11 protein-coding genes are annotated in these 15,669 nt (G+C 69.0%); 8 read left to right on the forward strand and 3 right to left on the reverse strand.

From position 1 onward, the window contains the following. The first annotated feature begins 8 nt into the window (after nucleotides 1–8). The 4 genes from coaE to AC1MED_RS08820 all read left to right on the forward strand — a co-directional run bounded on the left by coaE (nucleotide 9) and on the right by AC1MED_RS08820 (nucleotide 5,998). Nucleotides 9–1,250, forward strand: coding sequence for a dephospho-CoA kinase (coaE, locus tag AC1MED_RS08805; RefSeq protein WP_479783002.1), 1,242 nt, complete (start codon nucleotides 9–11; stop codon nucleotides 1,248–1,250). A 41-nt stretch (nucleotides 1,251–1,291) separates the two neighbouring features. Next, nucleotides 1,292–3,373 carry an excinuclease ABC subunit UvrB gene (gene uvrB / locus AC1MED_RS08810; protein ID WP_479783003.1) on the forward strand — a complete coding sequence of 694 codons (2,082 nt, stop codon included), beginning with the start codon at nucleotides 1,292–1,294 and terminating at the stop codon, nucleotides 3,371–3,373. A gap of 178 nt (nucleotides 3,374–3,551) precedes the next feature. Then, entirely contained in the window at nucleotides 3,552–4,580 is a 1,029-nt protein-coding gene (locus AC1MED_RS08815; protein WP_479783004.1) for a TerC family protein, read from the forward strand. A 38-nt stretch (nucleotides 4,581–4,618) separates the two neighbouring features. After that, complete coding sequence (locus tag AC1MED_RS08820) at nucleotides 4,619–5,998, forward strand: MFS transporter (RefSeq protein WP_479783005.1); 1,380 nt, start codon at nucleotides 4,619–4,621, stop codon at nucleotides 5,996–5,998. Nucleotides 5,999–6,026: 28 nt separating this feature from the next. Here the strand turns inward: AC1MED_RS08820 and AC1MED_RS08825 are convergent, their stop codons facing one another. The 3 genes from AC1MED_RS08825 to AC1MED_RS08835 form a co-directional block, all read right to left on the reverse strand. Further along, entirely contained in the window at nucleotides 6,027–7,292 is a 1,266-nt protein-coding gene (locus AC1MED_RS08825) for an alpha/beta fold hydrolase (protein ID WP_479786627.1), read from the reverse strand. 64 nt (nucleotides 7,293–7,356) lie between these two features. Beyond that, entirely contained in the window at nucleotides 7,357–7,857 is a 501-nt protein-coding gene (locus AC1MED_RS08830) for a GNAT family N-acetyltransferase (RefSeq protein ID WP_346958164.1), read from the reverse strand. A 20-nt stretch (nucleotides 7,858–7,877) separates the two neighbouring features. Beyond that, nucleotides 7,878–10,424, reverse strand: a complete 2,547-nt coding sequence (locus AC1MED_RS08835; protein ID WP_479783006.1) for a DEAD/DEAH box helicase — start codon at nucleotides 10,422–10,424, stop codon at nucleotides 7,878–7,880. Between the two features lie 123 nt (nucleotides 10,425–10,547). Between AC1MED_RS08835 and AC1MED_RS08840 the strand changes: the two genes are divergently transcribed. From AC1MED_RS08840 to AC1MED_RS08855, 4 genes are all read left to right on the forward strand, one after another. Next, nucleotides 10,548–11,324, forward strand: a complete 777-nt coding sequence (locus tag AC1MED_RS08840; RefSeq protein WP_479783007.1) for a trans-aconitate 2-methyltransferase — start codon at nucleotides 10,548–10,550, stop codon at nucleotides 11,322–11,324. 206 nt (nucleotides 11,325–11,530) lie between these two features. Beyond that, entirely contained in the window at nucleotides 11,531–13,321 is a 1,791-nt protein-coding gene (locus AC1MED_RS08845) for an ABC transporter ATP-binding protein (RefSeq protein WP_479783008.1), read from the forward strand. A 92-nt stretch (nucleotides 13,322–13,413) separates the two neighbouring features. After that, nucleotides 13,414–15,177 carry an ABC transporter ATP-binding protein gene (locus tag AC1MED_RS08850; RefSeq protein WP_479786629.1) on the forward strand — a complete coding sequence of 588 codons (1,764 nt, stop codon included), beginning with the start codon at nucleotides 13,414–13,416 and terminating at the stop codon, nucleotides 15,175–15,177. Then, nucleotides 15,174–15,566 carry a GntR family transcriptional regulator gene (locus AC1MED_RS08855; protein WP_346958161.1) on the forward strand — a complete coding sequence of 131 codons (393 nt, stop codon included), beginning with the start codon at nucleotides 15,174–15,176 and terminating at the stop codon, nucleotides 15,564–15,566. The genes AC1MED_RS08850 and AC1MED_RS08855 overlap by 4 nt, the downstream gene beginning before the upstream one ends. Nucleotides 15,567–15,669: the final 103 nt, after the last annotated feature.

Here is a 15,669-nt window from a genome sequence, read left to right on the forward strand (position 1 = left end):
CTGGTGGGGTGCTGAAGATTGGTTTGACGGGCGGCATCGCCTCAGGGAAGTCAGTGGTGGCGTCGCGGCTGCGCGAGCTGGGCGCGGTGCTGGTCGACGCCGACGCGCTGGCCCGCGAGGCGGTGGAGCCGGGTACGCCCGGACTGGCGCGCGTGGTGGAAGCCTTCAGCTCCGCCATCCTCGGCCCGGACGGCGCCCTGGACCGCACCCGCCTCGGCGCCGTGGTTTTCGGCAACCCGGAACGGCTCGCCGTGCTGAACGGCATCATCCACCCCCTCGTCAGGGAACGTGCCGCCGCTCTCGCCGCGGCCGCCCCGAAGGGGGCCGTTGTGGTCCAGGACATCCCGCTCCTGGTCGAGACCGGCCAGGGCGCCAACTTCCACCTTGTGGTGGTCGTGGACGCCCCGGAGGACCTCAGGGTCCGGCGGATGGTGGAGCACCGCAAAATGACCGTCGAAGAGGCACACTCCCGGATGGCCGCCCAAGCAACGAGGGAAGCCCGGCTGGCCGCGGCCGACGTCGTGCTGGACAACTCCGGCTCCAAGGAGGAACTCCGGGACGCAGTGGACCGGCTCTGGCAGCGACGGCTGCTGCCGTTTGCGGACAACCTGGCCAAGCACCGGATGGCCCCGCGCACCGGCGGGCCGGTGCTCAGCCCCGCGGACCCCGACTGGCCTGCCCAGGCCTCGCGCCTGGCTGGCCGGCTGCAGGCCGTGGCGCCGCGGGACATCCTTGCGGTGGACCACATCGGATCCACGGCCGTCCCGGGCCTCGCCGCGAAAGATGTGCTGGACCTCCAGCTCACCGTCCGGGACCTGGCGACGGCGGACCGCCTGGAGCCGCTGCTGGCCGAGGCAGGGTTCCCGCGCTGGCCGGGAATCGGCGCCGACAACCCCAAGCCCGCGCACCCCGACCCGGCCGACTGGGACAAGCGGGTGCACGGCAGCGCGGACCCCGGCCGTCCCGTGAACCTGCACGTCCGGGCCGCGGGATCCCCGGGCTGGCGGTACGCGTTGTGCTTCCGCGACTGGCTGCGCGACGACGCCGCGGCCCGCGCGGACTACCTGGCGGAAAAGCGGCGCGCGGCGCGGCGGCACGGCGTGGACAAGTCCACCGCGGCCTACGCCGCGGACAAGGAGGAGTGGTTCACGGCCTACGCCGCCCCGCGGATGGACGACTGGGCCCGGCGCACCGGCTGGCAGCCGCCGTCGTACGCCGGCGCCGGACCGGGCGGTACAGCCCAAAGCTGAATCAGGGGAACCCTGTCGGAGGGCGGCGGTAGATTAGTACCATGAGCCTTGCCCAGGAAATCAACCGTGTTGTGGCGCCCTTCGAGGTCATCAGCGAGTTCAAGCCCGCCGGTGACCAGCCCGCTGCGATCGCCGAACTGACCGAGCGCATCAAGAACGGTGAGAAGGATGTGGTGCTGCTCGGCGCCACCGGTACCGGTAAGAGCGCGACGACGGCGTGGCTGATCGAGCAGGTCCAGCGGCCCACCCTGGTGATGGTGCAGAACAAGACCCTCGCCGCGCAGCTCGCGAACGAATTCCGTGAGCTGCTCCCGAACAACGCCGTGGAGTACTTCGTCTCTTACTACGACTACTACCAGCCCGAGGCCTACGTGGCGCAGACGGACACCTTCATCGAGAAGGACTCCTCCGTCAACGAGGAAGTCGAACGGCTCCGGCACTCGGCCACCAACGCGCTGCTGACCCGCCGCGACGTAATCGTCGTGGCCACGGTGTCCTGCATCTACGGCCTCGGCACCCCGGAAGAGTACATCGCCGGCATGGTGACGCTCCGCAAGGGCGCCGAGATGAACCGCGACGACCTGCTCCGGAAGTTCGTCTCCATGCAGTACACGCGCAACGACATGGACTTCCACCGCGGCACGTTCCGGGTCCGCGGGGACACCGTGGAAATCATCCCGATGTATGAGGAACTGGCCATCCGGATCGAGTTCTTCGGCGACGAGATCGAGAACATCTACACGCTGCACCCGCTGACCGGCGAGGTGCTCCGGGACGAGACCGAGATGTACGTCTTCCCGGCTTCGCACTACGTGGCCGGTCCGGAACGGATGGCCCGCGCGATCAAGCGGATCGAGGACGAGCTCGCCGACCGGCTCAAGGTCCTGGAGAGCCAGAACAAGCTGGTCGAGGCCCAGCGTCTCCGGATGCGCACCACCTACGACCTGGAAATGATGCAGCAGATGGGATTCTGCAACGGCATCGAGAACTACTCCTCGCACATTGACGGCCGCGCCCCGGGGACCGCGCCGCACTGCCTCCTCGACTACTTCCCGGACGATTTCCTCCTGGTGATCGATGAATCCCACGTCACCGTGCCGCAGATCGGCGCCATGTACGAGGGCGACATGTCCCGCAAGCGGAACCTCGTGGACTTCGGCTTCCGGCTGCCCTCGGCGATGGACAACCGACCGCTCAAGTGGGACGAGTTCCAGGAACGCATCGGCCAGACCGTCTACCTGTCCGCGACGCCGGGCAAGTTCGAGCTCGGCAAGGCGGACGGCTTCGTCCAGCAGATCATCCGGCCCACCGGCCTGATCGACCCCGAGGTCATCGTCAAGCCCACCAAGGGCCAGATCGACGACCTGCTGGGCGAAATCCGCACCCGCACGGCGAAGAACGAACGCGTCCTCGTCACCACGCTGACCAAGCGGATGGCCGAGGACCTCACCGACTATCTGCTGGGCCACGGGGTGAAGGTCGAATACCTACACTCCGACGTCGACACGCTGCGCCGCGTGGAGCTGCTCCGCGAACTGCGGATGGGGGTCTTCGACGTCCTGGTCGGCATCAACCTGCTCCGGGAAGGCCTTGACCTCCCGGAGGTCTCGCTGGTCAGCATCCTCGACGCCGACAAGGAAGGCTTCCTGCGCTCCTCCACGTCGCTGATCCAGACCATCGGGCGTGCCGCCCGCAATGTCTCCGGCCAGGTCCACATGTATGCGGACAGAATCACTGACTCGATGGCCCACGCCATCGACGAAACGAACCGGCGCCGCGCCATCCAGGTGGCCTACAACACGGAAAAGGGCATCGACCCGCAGCCGCTCCGGAAGAAGATCGCCGACATCACGGACCAGATCAACAAGGAGGACGCGGACACCCGCGAGCTGCTGGCCAGCGCGGGCAAGGCCCGCGGCAAGGGCAAGGGCAGCTCCAAGGTCCGCGCCGACGGCCTCGCCGCCGCCCCGGCGGAGGACCTGGTGGGCCTGATCGAACAGTTGACCGAGCAGATGCACGCCGCAGCCGGCGAGCTGCAGTTCGAGCTCGCCGCCCGGCTCCGGGACGAGGTCGGGGAGCTCAAGAAGGAGTTGCGCCAGATGCAGTCGGCCGGGCACGCCTAGGGTAAAGTGGGACTGACGTAGGGGAGTATCCCAAGCGCTACGATCGTCAACACGCACGGCACAGATGCCCTGCCGGGCGTAGCGGGCAGCGAATCGGCACCGGAGGGCAACGGCCCCGGTGCGGCAGCTAGCCGGAGAGACTTACACCGCTTAGTTGTACCCTGCGAAAGGTATCTTTGTGCCCGAACTTCCCGTCTGGTTCGAGATCGGCTCCTTCGTCGTTCTCGGCATCATCCTCGCCATCGACCTGCTCCTGGTGCTGAAGCGCCCGCACGAGCCGTCCATGAAGGAAGCGGGCCTCTGGGTCTCCTTCTACATCGCACTGGCGCTCGTCTTCGCCGGAGCCATGTTCCTGTTCACCGGCCCGGAGTACGGCGGGCAGTTCATCGCCGGCTGGGTGACGGAGTACAGCCTCAGCATCGACAACCTGTTCGTCTTCATCATCATCATGGCTCGCTTCTCGGTACCCCGTAAGTACCAGCAGGAAGTGCTCATGGTGGGCATCATCATCGCCCTGATCCTGCGCGGAATCTTCATCCTGCTCGGCGCGATCGTGATTGAACAGTTCAGCTGGGTCTTCTACATCTTCGGCGCGTTCCTGCTCTGGACCGCCTGGAAGCAGGCGCAGGACGAGGGCGAGGACGAGGAAGACAAGGAAAACCCGCTGATTGCCCGGATCCGCCGGATCCTGCCGATGTCGGAGAAGTTCGACGGCGGCAAGCTGCGCACCGAGGTCGACGGCAAAAAGGTCTTCACCCCGATGCTGATCGTTTTTGTGACCATCGGCATGACCGACCTGCTCTTCGCCGTGGACTCCATCCCGGCCATCTTCGGCCTGACCCAGAGCGCGTTCATCGTCTTCACCGCCAACATCTTCGCCCTGATGGGTCTGCGCCAGCTGTACTTCCTGCTCGGCGGCCTGATGAACCGGCTGATCTACCTCAAGCATGCGCTGTCCGTCATCCTCGCCTTCATCGGCGTCAAGCTGGTGCTGCACGCCATGCACGTCAACGAACTGCCCTTCATCAACGGCGGCAAGCACATCGAATGGGCCCCGGAGATCCCGACCTACGTGTCGCTCGGAGTGATCATCGGCACCATCGTCATCGCGGTCGTCGCCAGCCTGGTCAGCTCTAAGGCCTCGAAGGCCAAGCTGGACGCCCGGCTCGAAGAGGACTCCCGCAAGAGCCTCACCGACGCCGAGTAGCGCCTCCGGGCGGGCCCGCCACGGGCTAAGCTCGGAGCGTGAAAATCTTTGACGCCGCGACGGCGGCCGGTACGGCGCTGCACCCGCCACGGGTGCAGCGCCGTACCGTTGTGGTGCTGAGCGCCGCCCAGCTGCTCAGCGGCGTGGGCGGCGGCGCCAGCCTCTCCGTCGGCTCGCTGCTGGCCGTCCAGCTCTCCGGATCGAACGCCTGGGCGGGCTCGGTCACCACCACCATGACCCTGGCGGCAGCAGTGGCCGCGCTGCCGCTCGCCGGCCTGGCCGGCCGGCGCGGCCGCCGGGCAGCCCTGGTGACCGGGTTGCTCTCCGCGATGACCGGCGCCCTGCTGGTGATCCTGGCGACCGTCACCGGCCTCTTCCCGGTACTGCTGCTGGGCGCCGCCATGCTGGGCCTGGGCACGGCAGCCAACCTGCAGGCCCGCTTCGCCGCCGTCGACCTCGCAGTGCCGGAACACCGGGGACGCTCGCTCGCGGTGGTGGTCTGGGCGGTCACGGTCGGGGCCGTGGCCGGACCGAACCTGATCCAGCCCGGCGCGGTGGTGGGGCAGGCGCTCGGCCTGCCGCCGATCTCCGGGCCCTTCGTGTTTTCGACGGCGGGACTCGCCCTCGCGGCGCTGCTGCTGTTCCTCGGGCTGCGCCCGGACCCACTGCTGCTGGCCGCCCGGATCCGGAGCGGGTCAGGGGAGCCGGCGACTGCGGACGGTCCGGACGGGCCGGCGAAAGGGACGGCGAGCCGCCGGCGCAGGCATGCCCTGCGGGACGGGCTGCGCGCGGCCCGGTCCTCGCCCCGCGCCCGGCTGGCACTGCTCGCCGTCGTCGCCGCGCACGGCTGCATGGCCGCTGTGATGTCCATGACCCCGCTGCATCTGCAGCTGCTCACCGAAGGGCCGCTGGCCGGCCACGACCCGGGGCATTCGCACGCTGCGGGCACCGACGTCTTTGTGCTGATCGGCTTCACGATCTCGCTGCACATCGCCGGCATGTATGCCCTCTCCCCGGTGATGGGCTGGCTCACCGACACGTTCGGCCGGCTGCCGGTGATCCTGCTGGGCCACGGCCTGATCCTGCTCGCCGCCTGCGTCGCGGGGTTCGGCCAGGCCCAGCCGGCGCTGGTCACGACCGGACTCGTGCTGCTGGGCCTGGGCTGGTCCGCGGCCACCATCGCAGGGTCCACCCTGCTCGCGGAGAGCGTCGCGGCCGGGGACCGGGTCCTCGTCCAGGGCGTCTCGGACACCCTGATGGGGGTCGCGGGAGCCGTGGGATCGGGGTTCGCCGGGCTCGTGATGAGCGGGGTCGGTTACCAGGGCCTGAACCTCGTTGCGGCCGTGGTGGCCGCCGCGGTGCTGGCAGTGGTCGTGTCGGCGGGCCACCGCCGCACTGCTGTTCCGGCCGGGGGATGAGCCCCCGCCGGTACCGCGTCGGGACGGCTCAGGCCCTGCCCGCGCGGGCCATGCCGAGCAGCCGGCCGAAGATGGCCTCGCCGTCGTCGGCGATGCCGTCGTGGTGGAACTCGTCGGTCTCCCACACCTGCAGCCGGCGCACCGCCGCGGCGGTTTCAAGCGACAGGCCCCGGTCCACGTAGATGTCATCGCTGTACACGGCGGCCGTCACCGGTACGTTGTTGAGGGCAAGCCGCTCCGGGTCGTAAAGCGGTTTCCAGTCGTTCTTCTCGGCGAGCAGCTGCGCCACCGTCCGTAGCGGACGCAGCGCCGGGTCCTGCTCGAAGTACCAGGGGTAGACCATCTCACCGGTCAGCAGCGGGTCGGCGGCGTCGGGGCGGAACTCCGGGAAGTCCTGGAGCACCCGCAGCGCAGCCCAGTCGGTGGCCTCGCCCTGGCCGTAGATGGATTCGTGCATCAGGGCGTACAGCGGGTTCGCCGCGCGGGAAACGAGGCCCCGGACCTGTTCCAGGAAGCCGTCGGAGAGGCGGTCGCCGTCGGGGGTACTGACGAAGGCATCCTCCAGCAGGTGGTGCAGGCCGTCCACCCGGGTGTTGCCGCCGAGGTAGGAGCCCACCATCTGGAACCGCTCCACCGTGAGCGGGCTGCCGTCGGGCAGGAACTCCTCGGACACGCGGAGGTGCCGGGCGATCCGGCTGACCAGCTCCCGGTCCTGCGGGTACCAGCCGAAGTACTCGGCGTTCCGCGCAGCCACCCGGCGGAAGGTTGCCTGGTAGACCCGGTCCGCCGGACCGGCCAGGGGCGCAAGGCCGCCGGTGATCAGCGCCTCGCGGAGCCCCTCCGGGGCGAAGGACAGGTAACTGAGCGCGCAGAAACCGCCGTAGCTCTGCCCGTAGATGGTCCACGGCGCGGCGCCCAGGGTCCGGCGGATGGCTTCGGCGTCGGCCACGATCGAGTCGGCCCGGAAGTGCTCCAGGTAGTGCGCCTGGTCCCGCTCGTTCCCGCGCAGCGGAAGGGTGTTGCGGTCGACGGGGGTGGACAGGCCGGTGCCGCGCTGGTCCAGCATCAGGATCCGGAAGTCCTTCGCCGCGGCCTTGCTCCAGCCGCCCAGGGCGGGGAACCGGTTGCCGCGGCCGCCGGGACCGCCCTGCAGGTACAGCAGCCACGGCAGTTCCGCGGCGGCCTCCTCGCTGTGGTCGGCGGAGACGTATTCGCGGGCAAAGACCGTGATCGTTTCGCCGCCGGCGCCGAAGTGGTCCAGCGGAACCTCGAAGTAGTGCTCGGCGGTGCGCATGCCGCGGTAGGCGTGCCGGGCCTTGACGATGTGCGGGACGGAAGCTGTCGTCGCCGAAACAGTGTCAGCCACGCGCGTCGGCCGTCCGGGCGCCGGCGAACGCGTCCAGGGCTTCGCCGGTGAGCCGGAAGGTGGACCATTCGTCCATCGGAGCGGCGCCGAGGTTCTTGTAGAACGCGATCGAGGGTTCGTTCCAGTCCAGCACGCTCCACTCCACCCGCGCGTAGCCGCGGTCGACGGCGGTCGCGGCGAGGTGCTGCAGCAGCGCCTTGCCGTGGCCGGCGCCGCGGGCCTCGGGCATCACGTACAGGTCCTCGAGGTAGATGCCGTGCACGCCTTCCCAGGTGGAGTAGTTCAGGAACCACAGCGCGAAGCCCTGGACGTCGCCGGCTTCGTTCTCCGCCATGGTCGCGTATACACGCGGGTTCTCGCCGAACAGCACCTCCGTAAGCATTTCCGGGGTGTTCCGGACGGCGTCCGGCTCCTTCTCGTAGATGGCCAGGTCGTGGATCATCTGCAGGATGGCGGGGACGTCGTGGGCGGTGGCCGGGCGGATTACACTCATGCCCGCCAGTTTACTAGCGGCTACAGGCGGTTCACGTCGGTTACGCGCACGACGGCGGTGCCGGTCTCGTCCGAGGCGGGCAGGTCCACCTCGGCGGAGATGCCCCAGTCGTGGTTGCCGGCCGGGTCGTCGAAGATCTGCCGCACCTTCCAGACGCCCGGTTCCTCGGTGATGATCAGCAGGCCGGGCCCGCGTGCGTCCGGGCCGGTCCCGATGTCCCCGTGCTCCTCGAAGTAGTCGTCCAGCGCATCCTCCCAGCGTTCCGCGTCCCAGCCGGAGCCGCCGTCGAGCTCGCCCAGCGCGGTGGCGGCCTCGTCAGCGAACAGTTCCACCCGGCGGAACATCTCGTTGCGGACCATCACCCGGAACGCCCGGACGTTGGAGGTCAGCGACGGCGGCGGGGGCGGCGGGGCGTCGTGCGGGGTCGGGACGGCGCCCGAGGTGAGTTCCTCCCATTCGTCCAGCAGGCTGGAGTCCACCTGCCGGACCAGCTCGCCGAGCCAGGCGATGAGGTCCTCGAGGTCCTCGCGCAGCGCATCCTGCGGCACGGTCTGCCGGAGGGCCTTGAATCCGTCGGCCAGGTACCGCAGCACAATGCCCTCGGACCGGGCCAGGCCGTAGAACTGCACGAATTCACCGAAGTTCATGGCCCGTTCGTACATGTCCCGGATCACGGACTTGGGCGCGAGCTCAAAGTCGCCGATCCACGGCGCGGCCTTCCGGTACACATCGAAGGCCTCGCCGAGGATCTCCGCGAGCGGCTGGGGGTAGCTGACCTCCTCCAGCATGGCCATCCGCTGGTCATAGTCGATCCCGTCGGCCTTCATCGCGGCGATCGCCTCGCCGCGCGCCTTCTTCTGCTGCGCGGACAAAATCTGCCGCGGCTTCTCCAGCGTCGACTCGATCACCGACACGACGTCGAGGGCGTACGACGGCGACTCCGGATCCAGCAGCTCCAGGGCCGCCAGGGCGAAGGGGGAGAGCGGCTGGTTCAGGGCGAAGTTCGCCTGCAGGTGCACGGTGAGCCGCACGCTGCGGCCGTCCGGGCCCTGCTCGGCGGGCGGGATGCGTTCGACGACGCCGGCGGCCAGCAGTTCGCGGTAAATGCCGAGGGCCTTCTTCATCAGCTGGAGCTGCGCGGCGCGCGGCTCGTGGTTTTCGGTCAGCAGGCGGCGCGCGGCCTTGAACGGATCGCCCGGGCGTTCCATCAGGTTCATCAGCATCGCGTGAGTGACGGTGAAGCTGGAGCCCAGCGGGTCCGGCACGGACTCCACCAGCCGCTTGTAGGTGGGCTCGCCCCAGGACACAAAGCCCTCCGGCGGCTTCTTTTTCACCACCTGGCGCAGCTTCTTCTGGTCGTCGCCGAACTTCGCCGTGGCCTTGGCCATCGCCTTCACGTTCTCGATCACGTGCTCGGGCGCCTGGACCACCACGGTCCCGGCGGTGTCGTAGCCGGCACGCCCCGCCCGGCCGGCGATCTGGTGGAACTCGCGGGAATTCAGCAGGCGTGTGCGCGTGCCGTCGTACTTGCTCAGGGCCGTCAGGAGCACGGTGCGGATGGGGACGTTGATGCCGACGCCCAGCGTGTCGGTGCCGCAGATGACCTTGAGCAGGCCGGCCTGGGCCAGTTGCTCGACGAGCCGGCGGTACTTGGGCAGCATGCCGGCGTGATGCACGCCGATGCCGTGCCGGACCAGCCGGTTCAGCGTCTTGCCGAAGCCGGCGGCGAAGCGGAAGCCGGCGATCAGCTCGGCGATCTTGTCCTTTTCCTCGCGGGTGCAGACGTTGATGCTCATCAGGTTCTGGGCCCGGTCGATCGCCTCAAGCTGGCTGAAGTGCACAACGTAGACCGGCACCTGTTTCGTGGAGAGCAGCTCCTCGAGCGTCTCGTGCACCGGGGTCTGCTGGTAGTAGAAATGCAGGGGGATGGGCCGTTCGGCGGAACTGACCGTGGTCGTCGGCCGGCCGGTCAGTTCGGTGATGCCCTCCTCGAAGCGGGTGACGTCGCCGAGCGTGGCGGACATCAGCAGGAACTGGGCCTGCGGGAGTTCCAGCAGCGGCACCTGCCAGGCCCAGCCGCGCTGCGGATCCGCGTAGAAGTGGAACTCATCCATGATGACCGCACCAAGCTCTGCGGCGGAACCCTCGCGCAGGGCGATGTTCGCCAGGATCTCCGCGGTGCAGCAGATGATGGGCGCGTCCTGGTTGACGCCGGAGTCGCCGGTGATCATGCCGACGTTCTCGGCGCCGAAGATCTCGCAGAGCGCGAAGAACTTCTCCGACACGAGGGCCTTGATGGGGGCGGTGTAGTAGCTGCGCTCCCCACGGGCCATCGCCTGGAAATGCGCCGCGATGGCCACCAGCGATTTTCCGGAGCCGGTGGGGGTCGCCAGGATGACGTTGGACCCGGCGGCGAGCTCCATTACAGCCTCGTCCTGGGCGGTGTAGAGGGCGAGCCCGCGGCTCTCCGTCCATTCGACGAACCGGGTGTAGAGCTCGTCCGGATCGAGGCCGGTCCGGCCGGGAACTCGGGCGGCCGGGGCGGGGAGCTGATCAACGAGTTTCATTGCCTTCCAGCTTAGTGGCCAGCGGCGCGGCCGGCGGCGCGCAGCCACCGATGCATCCAGCCCCCGGCCGACCCACGGGGTTAGGCTTCGGCTGACAGAACCAGCGGTGAAGCGGAGGAATGCATGAAATGGGATCCAGCCAAGTACGTCCAGTTCGGGGACTATCGGGACCGGCCCTTCTTCGACTTGACCGCGCGCATCCAGGCGGACGGGCCACGGCACGTCGTCGACCTTGGCTGCGGGCCGGGAAACCTGACGGCGGCGCTGGCGGCCCGCTGGCCCGGCGCCGCGGTGGAGGGGCTGGATTCCTCGGGGGAGATGCTTGCCAAGGCCGGCGCTGTGGCGGCCGCGGCCGGCAACCTGTCGTTTAGCCAGGGGGACATCGCCGCGTGGATGCCGGGGCCGGACACCGACGTCGTTGTCAGCAACGCCGCCCTGCAGTGGGTGCCGGGGCACCGGGAATTGCTGCCCCGCTGGCTTGAGGCGCTGCGCCCCGGGGCGTGGTTCGCGCTGCAGGTGCCAGGCAACTTCGACGCGCCCTCGCACACCCTTATGCGCGGGCTTGCCGCGTCGGACGAATGGTCCGGACGCCTTGCGGGCGTGCTGCGGCACGACGACGTGGTGGGCGGACCGGACGACTACCTTGAGTTGATGCTCGACGCCGGCTGCGACGCGGACGCCTGGGAGACGACCTACCTGCAGGTCCTGCCGGGGGCCAACCCGGTGCTGGAATGGGTCCGCGGGACCGGGCTCCGCCCGGTGCTTGCCGCGCTCACGGCGGAGGAGGGCGCCCGCTTCGAGGCCGACTACGCGCGGATCTTGAACGAGGCCTATCCGCCCGGCACCCACGGAACGGTGTTCCCGTTCCGGCGGGTCTTCGCGGTGGCCCGCAGACGGTGAAGGCTGCCCCGGCCGGCGCCGTCGACAAACCGCTGCGGCGGGGAAACCGAGGCACGAACGGGGCCGCGTTTACGGATATGACACGCCGTGTGACAACTCTTGCCATGTGATGGGGCTTACAATGACAAAGCGGTCTGGGGGCGGCCGCCCTCTGGTCCGTATCCTCGCCCTGTTCTAGCGATGGAGGTTCGGTGCTATTTAGCCTGATGCGGCGGCTGCTCGCCGCCCACAGGGGGACCGTCCTGGCCATCATCTGCCTGCAGCTCGTGCAGACCACCGCGAACCTCCTGCTCCCCACGCTTAACGCCGCCATCATCGACGACGGCATCGTCGCCGGCGACACGCCCGTGATCCTCCGTCTGGGCGGCGCGATGGCGGGGATCGCAGCCGTCCAGGTCGGTGCCGCCGTCGCCGCCGGCTATCTCGGCGCCGTCGTGGCCATGCGGGTGGGACGCGGGCTGCGCGAGGAACTGTTTGCCAAGGTCCAGACCTTTTCCTCGCAGGAGGTGGGCGCGTTCGGTGCCCCCAGCCTCGTCACCCGGGCCACCAATGACGTCGCGCAGGTCCAGAACCTCACCGTCCTCGTATTCACCATGCTCGTCACGGCCCCCGCCAGCTTCATCGGCGGCGTCGCCCTCGCAGTGCACCAGGACCTGGCGCTCTCCGGCATTGTGGTGGCCGTCATCCCGGTGCTGGCCGGGCTGATGCTGCTGATCGTGCGCAGGCTGATCCCGCTCTACCGGCGCGGCCAGGAACTTATCGACCGGATCAGCCGGGTGCTGCGGGAACAGATCATCGGCGCCAACGTCATCCGCGGCTTCGTCCGGCAGGACCATGAGATCCGCCGCTTCGACACCGCCAACCGTGACCTCACTCGCAACAACCTGGACTCCGCGCTGCTGGTGGCCGGCATGAACCCGGTGATCATGGTGGTGGTCAACCTGTCTTCGGTCGCCGTTGTCTGGTTCGGCGGCCACCGGATCGAAGCCGGACAGATGCGCCTCGGCGCCCTGACCGCGTTCATCGCCTACATCCTGCAGATCCTGATCGCCATCATGACGGCGATGTACGTCTTTACGACAGCCCCGCGCGCGGCGGCCTGCGCCGAGCGCATCCAGGCGGTCCTCGACACCGAGCCGTCCATCGGCTCTCCCGCGCCGGAGAACTGGCCGGACGCGGCAGCCGACTCAGCACCGGCCTCCGCGGCGAGCCCGGAGCCAGAAACTGAGCCGGAACCTGGGCCGCCGGTGGCCGATGGCACCGTCGAGTTCCGCGAGGTTGCCTTCGCCTACCCCGGGGCGGAAGCGCCGGTGCTGGCCGGGGTCAGCTTCACCGCCGTTCCCGGGACGACGACGGCGATCGTCGGCGCCACGGGCAGCGGCAAGAGCACCCTGCTGAACCTGCTGCCGCGCTTCCTTGACCCGACGGCAGGCAGCATCAGCATCGGCGGCCGCGGGATCCGCTCGCTGCCGCTGGCGTCGCTGCGCCGAATGATGGCGCTGGTGCCGCAGCACTCCTACCTCTTCTCCGGCACCCTCGCCCAGAACCTGCGGATGGGCGGGCCGGCGGCGGACGAGGCGCAGCTGTGGCAGGCGCTGGAAACCGCCCAGGCCGCGGACTTCGTCCGGGACCTCCCCGGCGGCCTCGACGCCCCGGTCAGCCAGGGCGGCACCAACTTTTCCGGCGGCCAGCGCCAGCGCCTGTGCATTGCCCGCGCCTTGCTCCGGCCGGCCCCCGTCTACCTGTTCGACGACAGTTTCTCCGCCCTCGACTACGGCACCGACATCCGTCTCCGCGCTGCGCTGGAGCCGCTCCTGCGGACGGCCACCGTGCTGATCGTGGCCGAACGACTCTCCACCATCGAGGACGCGGACCTGATCCTCGTGCTCGAGGACGGCCGTCTGGTGGCGCAGGGCACCCATCACGGGCTGCTGGAGTCATCCCGGACCTACCAGGAGATCGCCGCCTCCCAGCTGGTCCTCGAGGAAACCCTGTGAGCGCCGGCACCCCGGTGCGGGCCGGAACGCCCGCGGCCAAATGGCGGACCGCCGGCCGGCTGCTGGGGCTGCTGAAGCCGGTACGCCTTCGCATGGCCGGCGTCATCGCCGCGACGTGCTGTTTTGCGGCACTGAACGTGGCGGCGCCCAAATACCTCGGCGACGCCACCGACGTCGTGGTCCGCGGCGTGGTCGGCGGAGTCTTCGACGAGAAGCGGCTTGGCCGGCTGCTGCTCGCGGTGGCACTGATGTACCTTGGCGCCTCGCTCTTCAGCTGGATCCAGGGTGCCCTGACGGCAACGGCGGTGCAGCGGCTGAGCTACGGTCTCCGTTCATCCGTGGAACACAAGCTGCACCTGCTGCCCTCCAGCCATTTCGACGACCAGCACCGCGGCGACGTGCTCAGCCGGGCCACCAACGACGTCGACAACGTCTCGCAGTCGCTCAACCAGCTGCTCAACCAGCTGATCATGTCGGTGTTGATGCTCTCCGGGGCCCTGGCCATGATGTTTTGGCTGTCGCCGCTGCTGGCGTTGATCGCTCTCGCCTCGGTTCCCGTCTCCACCCTGATCACGGTGGCCGTGGCGCGCAAATCGCAGGCGCACTTCACCGCGCAGTGGGGCAGCACCGGCGAACTGCACGCGCACCTGGAGGAGTTCTTCACCGGGCACGAGGTCGTGAAGGCCTTCGGCCGGCAGGACGCTGCGGCGGCCACCTTCAGGCAGAGCAATGACCGGCTCTTCCGGTCCGCCTCCAGCGCGCAGTACCTGTCCGGCGTCGTGCAGCCCCTGATGATCTTCGTCTCCAACCTCAACTACATCGCGGTTGCCGTGATCGGAGCGCTGCAGGTGGCCGCCGGCACCATGACGGTCGGCGGTATCCAGGCCTTCATCCAGTTCAGCCGGCTCTTCAGCCAGCCGATGGGCCAGATCGGCGGCATGCTCACCCTGATGCAGTCCTGCGTGGCCTCGGCCGAACGCGTCTTCGCACTGCTGGACGCCCCGGAAATACCCGCGGACCCGGCTGGGCCGGCCGCCGGCGCCGCCCGGGCCGCAGCCCTGCGCGCCGCCGACGGCGGGGACGCCCCGCCGTCCGGGAGGGTCACCTTCGAAAACGCCACATTTGGCTATACGCCGGGTTCCCCGGTGGTCCGGGGCTTGTCCTTCGCCGTCGAGCCGGGCCAGACCGTCGCGATCGTGGGGCACACCGGGGCGGGCAAGACCACGGTGGTCAACCTCCTGATGCGGTTCTACGAGCTCGATTCGGGCCGGATCACGGTGGACGGCGCGGACATCGCCGAACTGCCCTGTGACGTGCTGCGGTCCGCCTTCGGCACCGTGCTGCAGGACGCGTGGCTGTTCACCGGCAGCATCCGGGACAACATCGAGTACGGCCGGCCCGGCGCCAGCGACGAGGAGATTCTCGCCGCCGCGCAGGCGAGCCACGTGGACCAGTTCGTCCGCGCCCTGCCGGCCGGCTACGCCACCATGCTCGGCAACGACGGCGATTCCCTCAGCCGCGGCCAGCGGCAGCTGATCTCGATTGCCCGGGCGGAGCTGTCCGGCCGCAGCATCCTGATCCTCGATGAGGCGACCAGCTCGGTGGACAGCCGCACGGAGGTGCAGATCCGGCAGGCCATGGCGCGGCTCCGGCAGGGCCGGACCAGCTTCGTGATTGCCCACCGCTTGTCCACCGTCCGGGACGCTGATCTAATTCTGGTCATGGACCACGGACGGATAGTTGAACAGGGGAACCACCAGGACCTGATAGCGGGGGGCGGACTGTACAGCTCGCTGTACCGCGCCCAGTTCGCCGGCAGCGAACGGGCCGGGGATGTCCTGGAGCCGGAACTGTGAGTTCCGGCGAGCGGACGGCGGGCCGATTCCCCGGCAGCTGGAAGCCCAATGCCGGCAGTTCGGTGCCGCTCTTCGAGCAGCTCAGGCTGAACATCATCGAGCAAGCCAACAACGGCTCCCTGGCCCCCGGCACCCGGCTCCCGGCCGTGCGCAGCCTGGCGGGCGAACTTGGCGTGGCACCGCACACCGTGGCGCGCGCCTACAAGGAACTTGAGGCCGCCGGCGTCGTGGCGACGCAGGGCAGGAACGGCACGGTTGTCTGTGCCCGCGACGAGGCCTGGGGGTCGCTCACGGCCGCCGCGGCGGAGTTCGCGGCGGCGGCTAAAGCCCAGGGTGCCAGCTTCGCCGAGGCCGTTCAGCTGTTGGCCGCCGCGTACGACCGGCACTAGCGCATCTTCTACTAGCACAACCTCCGCCCGAATAGATATTCGAAGAAGTTTTCGATTAGCATTGGAGGCGTGCCTAAAGCCTTAGCTGAAGAACCCGCCGTCG

Source organism: Arthrobacter sp. BI5 (genome assembly GCF_056680065.1).

Coding starts and splice junctions, on each gene's coding strand:
- uvrB (WP_479783003.1), top strand. CDS start 1,292: ATGAGCCTTGCCCAGGAAATCAACCGTGTTGTGGCGCCCTTCGAGGTC.
- AC1MED_RS08825 (WP_479786627.1), bottom strand. CDS start 7,292: ATGCGCACCGCCGAGCACTACTTCGAGGTTCCGCTGGACCACTTCGGC.
- AC1MED_RS08830 (WP_346958164.1), bottom strand. CDS start 7,857: ATGAGTGTAATCCGCCCGGCCACCGCCCACGACGTCCCCGCCATCCTG.
- AC1MED_RS08835 (WP_479783006.1), bottom strand. CDS start 10,424: ATGAAACTCGTTGATCAGCTCCCCGCCCCGGCCGCCCGAGTTCCCGGC.
- AC1MED_RS08840 (WP_479783007.1), top strand. CDS start 10,548: ATGAAATGGGATCCAGCCAAGTACGTCCAGTTCGGGGACTATCGGGAC.
- AC1MED_RS08845 (WP_479783008.1), top strand. CDS start 11,531: ATGCGGCGGCTGCTCGCCGCCCACAGGGGGACCGTCCTGGCCATCATC.
- AC1MED_RS08850 (WP_479786629.1), top strand. CDS start 13,414: ATGGCCGGCGTCATCGCCGCGACGTGCTGTTTTGCGGCACTGAACGTG.